The 6722-nt window shown below is 44.3% G+C and carries 4 protein-coding genes; 2 read left to right on the top strand and 2 right to left on the bottom strand.

Features of this window, described 5'->3' with window-relative positions; all coding sequences use genetic code 11:
* Positions 1-274: 274 nt before the first annotated feature.
* Complete coding sequence (locus tag PLE34_RS17680; RefSeq protein WP_324559126.1) at positions 275-2386, top strand: endonuclease MutS2; 2112 nt, start codon at positions 275-277, stop codon at positions 2384-2386.
* A gap of 294 nt (positions 2387-2680) precedes the next feature.
* Positions 2681-5044 (top strand): ATP-binding protein, encoded by a 2364-nt coding sequence (locus tag PLE34_RS17675; protein ID WP_324559125.1) that lies wholly within the window; start codon positions 2681-2683, stop codon positions 5042-5044.
* A 45-nt stretch (positions 5045-5089) separates the two neighbouring features.
* Here the strand turns inward: PLE34_RS17675 and PLE34_RS17670 are convergent, their stop codons facing one another.
* Both PLE34_RS17670 and PLE34_RS17665 read right to left on the bottom strand, forming a co-directional pair.
* Complete coding sequence (locus tag PLE34_RS17670) at positions 5090-6100, bottom strand: glycosyltransferase family 9 protein (RefSeq protein ID WP_324559124.1); 1011 nt, start codon at positions 6098-6100, stop codon at positions 5090-5092.
* A complete protein-coding gene (locus tag PLE34_RS17665) occupies positions 6097-6666 on the bottom strand; it encodes an L-threonylcarbamoyladenylate synthase (RefSeq protein ID WP_324559123.1) in 570 nt (189 codons plus the stop codon). The genes PLE34_RS17670 and PLE34_RS17665 overlap by 4 nt, the downstream gene beginning before the upstream one ends.
* Positions 6667-6722 lie beyond the last annotated feature (56 nt).

Below are 6722 nucleotides of genomic sequence, written 5' to 3'. Positions count from 1 at the left end.
GTTTAATTTAAAAAAACAAAACTATATGTTTTGTCAGAATGACTTGAACTAAGGAACCTTAGGGTATATCTTATGTTTTGCTGACACGCAGCTCGGTTAATTTGGAATGCACCCTGAAACCGTAAATCCGAAGACAAATGCAGCCATAAACCATAAAACGATAAACTATAGATAAAAATCCAACAGACACTCATACCTGACCGCTGATAGCTCACCGCCCAATAAAATACATTTCCACTTACCTTTGCCCATTCAAAAATGAAGCGATAAACAAATGAAACTCTTTCCGGAATCGGCTTTGATGCAGTTGGAATTTGATAAAGTGAAAGCATTGCTTGCCGCACATTGCCAAACCGCTTATGCCAAAACCAGGGCGGAACAATTGCGTATTCATACCCGGCTTAGTTATATTGAACCTGAACTGAAGCAAACCCATGAGTACAAGCTGCTGCTGCAGACCGGTATTTATTTTCCCAATGATATGGTGCTGAATTTGGCCAATGAGCTAAAGCTGCTGGGTATACCCGGCGCTGTGTTAAATGAAGAACAGTTGATCAGCATACGCGGGCTGACGGAAAGCATGAAGCAGGTTTTTCACTGGTTTGATGCCGAAAGAAAGAGCGCTTACCCGTCATTGTTAAGTGTAGCTGCCGGCAGCTATTACGAAAAGGCCATCGTTGCGCTTATTAACGATGTGCTGGATGAATATGGCAATGTAAAAGATAATGCCTCAGCAGCGCTGGAAAAAATAAGGACGGGTTTGATTCGCAGGCGGGCGGAGCTGCGCCGCGTATTCGACAGGGTGGTAGCTAAATGGAATAAAAGCGGTTATGTATCGGATATAGAAGAAGCTTTTTTAAATGGCAGGAGGGTAGTAGCTGTTCATGCAGAATACAAGCGGCAGGTAAAAGGCATTTTGCTGGGAGAAAGCGATACACGCAAAACATCTTTTATTGAGCCGGAAGAAACCATTGAACTGAACAACGATGTATTTACACTGGAGCACGAAGAAAGCCGGGAAGTATACCGCATACTCAGGGAATTAACAAAGCAACTGTCTGTATATGCTCCTTTGCTAAAGGCGTATCATGTTATTGCCGGCGAGTATGATTTTATCAGGGGTAAAGCCAAATTAGCGATGGATATTGGTGGTAATTACCCCGTTGTGCATGACAGGGCGCAGGTGCAGCTTATCCAGGCATATCATCCTTTATTGTATCTCTATCACCAGCGATCGGGTAAGCCTGTGATACCGGTTTCGGTTACATTAGATGAAAAGAGCAGGATACTGGTAATATCGGGTCCTAATGCGGGCGGAAAAACGGTTACTTTAAAAACGGTGGGCTTGCTGCAAATGATGCTGCAGAGCGGGTTACTGGTGCCGGTGCAGCCCCATTCACAAATGGGCATATTCAAACAACTGATGATCCATATTGGCGATACGCAGAGCCTCGAGTTTGAATTGAGCACCTACAGCTCGCACTTAAAGAATATGAAGTATCTTATAGAAAACGCCAACGGTCGTACGTTGTTTTTTATTGATGAGCTGGGCAGTGGCAGCGATCCGCACTTGGGCGGCGCCTTTGCCGAGGTGATACTGGAAGAGCTGGCGAAAAAGCATGCTTTCGGTATTGTAACCACGCATTACCTGAATTTAAAAGTAATGGCCAATAAAACGCCGGGCATTATCAACGGGGCGATGGCCTTTGATGAAAAGCATTTATTACCCTTGTATAAGCTGATCATTGGTAAACCCGGAAGTTCCTATACTTTTTCGATCGCCGAAAGAATTGGTATGGAGCCGCAACTCATTGCCAGGGCTAAAACTATGGTGGCGGAAGATCATTTTAGCTTGGATAAGCTCCTGAACCGGGCAGAACAGGATGTACGGAGGCTGGAACAAAAGGAAAAGGAATTGAATGCGCTGCTGAAAGATAATGAACGGCTGAAAAAAGAGATGGAGCAAACCATGCAGCAGGAAAAACACCGCCAGCAGGTGGAATTGCTGAAACAGCAGAACAAAATAAATGAAGAACGGATTGCTTACCTGAAAGACATGGAACGAAAGCTGAAGCAAATTGTTTTTGACTGGCGCAGGATGGAAAGCCAGGAAGATAAATCGGCTTTGATGAAGCAACTGCATGCCATGCTGTTTAAGCAAAAGGAAAAACAGGTAAAGGAAAAGGCGAAGAAGAAATTTGATTCGAAATATATAGAAACGGGAGGAGAAGTTAAAGCCGGACAAAAAGTGAGAATGCTTCAGAATAACCAGGTAGGTACAGTAAAAGAAATACGCGATAAAAAAGCGATCGTGCAGTTAGGCGTTATTCCCATTACGGTTGAACTGAAGAATTTGGTTGTGGTGCGGGAGAAGGAGGAGGGGTGAGGGAAAAGTGAGAAGTGAGAAGTGAGAAGGTAGACCTGAGATGCTTACATTCATCGTCTGTCGTTTCACGTTTCACGAGAAGTGTTAAGTTGAGTAGTTGTAAAAAAAAGAGTACCAGGTCTATTGTTAGTAATTTTTGGCTCATGGCTTGACGGCTCATATCCCCTGATTGATCATGCCTGGCACCTGTTAAACCACTAATAATAAACCACAAATATTCTATTTATCTTTAAGCTTCAAGCAATAACAGGTGCTGAACATTTTTTCCAAACCCTGTAACCTGTCCGATTTTTTATGAAAAAAAACTGGTTAATTGTTTTAGCCGTTATCGTAGTGCTGTGGGTACTGCTGTTTGCGCTGTCTACCGGTAATGTGCACGATAAACAACCTGTACGGCATGGTGTGGTTGATTTGCGTGGGGAAGACATAGGTTCGGAAAACATTTCTTTAACCGGGGAGTGGAAGTTTTACTGGAATCAGTTGCTCACTCCCCGGGATACACCGGAACAGGGCGGGTATGCCCGGTTTCCCGCGCTGTGGAACCAGGTAATAGTTAACGGAAAAGCGCTGCCTTCCACCGGATACGCCACATACGAGCTTATTATACTTCTTTCGCGGGGCATTCCGCCAACAGGATTGCGGATACCCGATATGTACAGCAGCTATCGTTTATACATAAATGATAGTATGGCTGTTGAAAACGGGAAGCCTGCCATAACAAAAGAAGATGCCCGGCCCTTCTGGGCCGAACGGATCGTTGTGCTTCCTCAAAATACAGATACCGTGCGCCTGCTGCTGCAGGTTGCTAATTTCTGGCATTCCAAGGGCGGCCCGCATAAAACCATTGTGCTGGGGAATCTAACTAAAATCGTAAAGCAAAACAGAATAGACTGGGGCTTAGACGCCGTTACAACAGGCTTTATGCTCATGAGCGGTTTTCTTTTTTTTGGGCTATACCTGTTTGCGCAAAATGATAAGCCTATTTTATATTTTGCCTTGTTTTGCTTTGCATATAGCTACCGCATTCTGGGCACCGGTCCTTATTTGTTATTTTCTGTTTTTCCGGAAGTGAACTGGTTCCTGGCGCTGAGAATAGAATATTTGTCGCTGGTGGTGGCCTGCGCTTTTCTCTTTCAGTATATCCGATATCTCTATCCCGAAGAAGCAAACAAAGTGCTGGTAAGAACGCTGTTATGGGTAAGCACACTGTATAGTATAATAATCCTTATAGCGCCTGTACGTTTGTTCAGCAGCGTTATGCCATTGTATTTGATTGTTTTATTTTTTTACTTAGGCTATGCCTTTTATATTTTCATAACAGCGTATATACATAAACGTAATAGCTCCGACTTTGCGCTTCTAAGCGCCTGTATCGCTTTTGTATTGTTTCTTTCCCTGAACCTGCATTATTTTAAGCTGGCCCCTGTTCTGAAAGTCATGATTTGTTCGGGGTATATTCTTTTCCTTTTTTTGCAGGCTATTATACTTTCTTCACGCTTTGCGTATACCCTCAGCTACTCAGCGGCGCAGGCGCAATTGGGTGTAACGGCGAAATCCGAATTCCTTTCTACCATGTCGCATGAAATAAGGACGCCCCTGAATGCCATTGTGGGGCTGGTTCATATTTTGCTTAAAGGAAAGCCGTCAATAACCCAAAAAGATACATTAGAAGTGATCTTATTTTCTGCCAACAACCTGCTGGTGCTGGTGAATGATATTCTGGATTACAGCAAACTGGAAGCGGAGAAAATGCGACTGGAGAAAATTGATATGAACCTCCGGGAAATGGGAAAACATATTATTAAAGGTGAACAAAGCTTTGCCGGCAGTAAAAAGCTAAGGCTGGAATATGAAGTGGATGATCGTATACCCGAACTGGTGTCCGGCGACCCTACCCGTATTACCCAGGTAATTACCAACCTCGTGCACAATGCTATAAAATTTACAGACGAAGGATGGGTAAAGCTAACGCTGCGCACCGAAAAGGCGGATGCCCATCAGGTAAAAATTACCGTAACCGTTGAAGATTCAGGTATTGGAATATCGCCGGACGAACAGAAAATAATTTTTAACAGATTTACGCAGGCAGATTCCTCCACTTCCCGAAAATATGGCGGAACGGGGCTGGGGCTTGCCATTTGCAGAAAAATATTAGCGCTGCATCACACTACGCTCAAATTTAGCAGCAATCCGGGTAAGGGCTCAGCTTTCTGGTTCACCTTATCCTTTCCTGTGGTGCATCGTAAAAAAATATTACCTGCCGGTTCTCTGCCGGCAATGGATAAGCCATTACATAATTATACCATTCTGCTTGCGGAAGATAATGCGCTGAATGCCATGATAGCAAAAACTATTTTGGAAGATTTTGGCGCAGGTGTAGAGCTGGCAGGCAACGGCAGGGAAGCGGTTGAAAAGTTTAATGCTGCCGTTCATCATATCATCATTATGGATCTGAATATGCCTGAAATGGATGGATTTGAAGCAACTAGGCAACTGAGAAGGGCCGGTGTTGCTGTACCCATTATTGCTTTAACCGCAACCCTGGCCGCAGAAATTGCAGAAAAGACGAAGGATGCGGGTATTACAGATATTGTAGTAAAACCTTTCGATCCCGAAGTACTATGCAGAACGATTCTTACATATGGGAGGGGGGGATAGGTTGCAGGTTGCAGGTTTCAGGTTGTCCTTTCACCCATTTTATTCTCATTCCCACATTTCCACATTTATCTTCTCCAGTAACTGTTCATCCCTGATAAGATATGCGCATTTAAAATGGCCCTCCGGGCATTGCCTGTAGCCGTGGAGTCCGCACGGGCGGCAGCTTAGCGGCTCCTGTATTTCCACTATGTATTTTTTGTCAGACAATGGGCCGTATCCAAATGCGGGGATGGTAGAACAATATACCGCTGTTACCGGCGCATTCATAGCAGAAGCGAAATGCATGGGTGCGGAATCATTTACATAATTCATAACAGCATCCTGCATCAGCGCCGCAGATTGTAAAAAATTTAATTGCCCTGCAAGCGAAATTATTTTCCTGCCGGCTTTTTGTTGTATCGCTTCGCATAGCTTGGCCTCACCGGGCGCACCAAGAAGATAAACAGCATAGGAAGCAGGTATTTTATTGATAAAGCTTATCCATTTTTCTGCCGGGTATTGTTTGGTAAACCACACGGATGCAGGTGCGATGCAGATATAGGGTGAAGATTTAAAAGGCTGTACGCTATTTCTCTCCTGCTGCGAAGGGTATAGTCGCGGCTTGTATATAGAGGAGTCCGTAAAAAATGCTATAAGGCTGAGGTTACGTTCAATTTCATGGGGCGTGGCGCCGCTGTTGCTCATATTGTGCTTTATGCTGATATCAAATGCCGGGCTGAAGGGGTTTTTATCAAATCCTATTTTTTGTTTGGCCTTTGAAAAAGCGGTAAGCAAACCCGTTGCACCAAAGCGCTGTACATTAATTACTTTGTCGTACCTGCTTTTCCGGATGCGTTGCAGCAGGCGCCAGAGCGCGCTGTATTTTCCATTATGCTTATCCCATACCAGCACTTCATGCAGGTAAGGATGCGCTTTCAGCAAACCTTCATTGCCCTTGCGCAATAGAAAATCAATTTGCGCGTCCGGGAAAAAAGCATGCAACTTTTCTACCAGGCATGTAGACAGCACTACGTCTCCTATAAATGCGGTTTGTATGATAAGGATTTTTTTCATCATTTTCTCAGCTCCGTTACTGTTCCGTCATCATTCCAGCGTATTACCGCCGAAGGCTGTGCCGTGCGGGTATCATCCTGCCGGTATTGTACTACATAATCCGCGGCAGCGATTATTGCCGGATCAATAGTACTGAAAAAAACCGGTGTGGATTGTCCGGAAATATTAGCTGAGGTAGATACGAGTGGTTTTCGCAACCGTTTGATCAGGTGCCTGCAGAAATCGTCTTTTACAATTCTTATGGCAATACTGCCATCCGGCGCAATTAAATTGGGAGCCATTCCTATTGCGCCTTTATAAATTACCGTGGTGGGCCTGGTGGTTTCATCCAAATAGTCAAATACCCGCAAATCGGGTTGTGCCACGTATTTTATTACATCTCTTTCTTCCGCTAACAGCACGATCATGGATTTCGATTCTTCCCTTTGCTTTACCTGGTAAATTTTTTGTACGGCTTCCGGGTTGGTAGCATCGCAGCCCAGTCCCCAAACCGTATCTGTAGGATATAGTATTACGCCGCCATCCTGCAAAACCTGTAAACATTTATTCACATCATCTGTAAAATTCATGTTGCAAAAATAGTGAGGCTTTGCAAAGCAAACTGATTAAGTTTGCAAAAACAACA

The organism is Agriterribacter sp., from assembly GCF_035445465.1.
In the GTDB taxonomy this organism is placed as follows: Bacteria; Bacteroidota; Bacteroidia; order Chitinophagales; family Chitinophagaceae; genus Agriterribacter.
This window is presented reverse-complemented; position numbering and strand designations above follow the sequence as displayed.